2 protein-coding genes are annotated in these 1,277 nt (G+C 28.7%); one reads left to right on the forward strand and one right to left on the reverse strand.

The genetic code is table 11. The features are described 5' to 3' along the window. The coding region (locus AC1QQ2_RS14240; protein ID WP_479713630.1) for a hypothetical protein at positions 1-309 on the forward strand (309 nt) is incomplete at its 5' end. A 314-nt stretch (positions 310-623) separates the two neighbouring features. Here AC1QQ2_RS14240 and AC1QQ2_RS14245 read toward each other — a convergent pair. After that, positions 624-1,277, reverse strand: a 654-nt coding sequence (locus AC1QQ2_RS14245; protein ID WP_479713631.1) for an NAD(P)-dependent oxidoreductase, incomplete at its 5' end; no start/stop codon positions are given.

Here is a 1,277-nt window from a genome sequence, read left to right on the forward strand (position 1 = left end):
AGAGACAAAGAGACTGATGATGAGGTTATTAAGGAATTACAGTTAAAATTGAACAATCTAAGTGAGGAAGAGTTAAAAGATACGTATTGGGAAATTGAGACTGGGGAATATTTATCAGGCAAACAAGTAAAAGAACTAGAAAAAGAAAGAGAGCAAATAATTAAGAAATTAGATCTTGAAAAGAATTCAAATAAAACTGACGAAGTTTATGAAACTATAATTGGGTTTTGTAAGAAATATGAAGAACTTTGCATTAAAAAATATCCTGAAGCACCTTTACCTTTGGAAATCTTGAAATCTTTGAATTAATTTGAGAGGGTCGCTCTTTCAGTCTCTTCACCAAAAGAGCTCCTCTATGTTGCCTCCTTGGCATTAAAATCCGATTGGATTTTTGTTTTTGTGTTTTTGTATTTGAAGATCTTCAGTTATGTGTCAGGTGGCGTAAGTTTTATCATAATAACCTCCTTAATTAATAAGCTAATTATTATTCAAACTTTTATCAATAAATTTATTTTAATTTCATGCAAATATATTTCTTGAATACAACCTGTTGCTTTAGTAGATTCTCGGTATCCAAAATTACTTCCCTTAAAACGAGAGTACAAAAAATTTTTAATTAAAATTTATTTTTTATTTATTAATTCGCTTATAAAATTTTCACCATAACCATCATCAACAGCTTTTTGAAAATAGTTTTTATTTATCTCTGCAACTTTTTCTGCTTCAGGAAAATCTTTTAATAAATCTTGTATGTAAGTTAAGTCTTTAACTGAGTTTTTTGCAGTGAACTTAAATCCAGTATAATCTCCAACAAGTAAACTATCAAAAACCCGATTTAAAGCAGCTGAGTTTCCAGATCCAAGTTTAGCAACTTCAAATAATTTTTTCATGTCCAGACCAAATTCTTTTCCTGTTTTTGCTAAATGATTGATTAATGCAGCATTTCCTAATGTTAAAAAATTGTTTAATAATTTTGATTTAGCACCCATGCCAACAGGCCCAAAATGAAAGTAATTTTTACAGAAATTTTTTAAATAAGTTTCAGCAATTTTAAAATTTTCATCAGAGGCACCAACTATGCCACCTAAAACACCTTCTTCAGCTTGTACAGGGCCACCCATTACAGGACACTCTATGTATCTAATATTATTTTTTTTATAAATTTCTTCAGTTTCAATAGATCCAGTTTTATTATGAGTTGTAATATCTATAACTAAACAATTATTACTTAGTATTGAGGATAATTTTTCAGCAATTTCTTTTGCTATTGGGGTATT

Source organism: Aestuarium sp. (assembly GCF_023253315.1).
GTDB classification, from domain to species: domain Bacteria; phylum Pseudomonadota; class Alphaproteobacteria; order Rhodobacterales; family Rhodobacteraceae; genus Marivivens; species Marivivens donghaensis.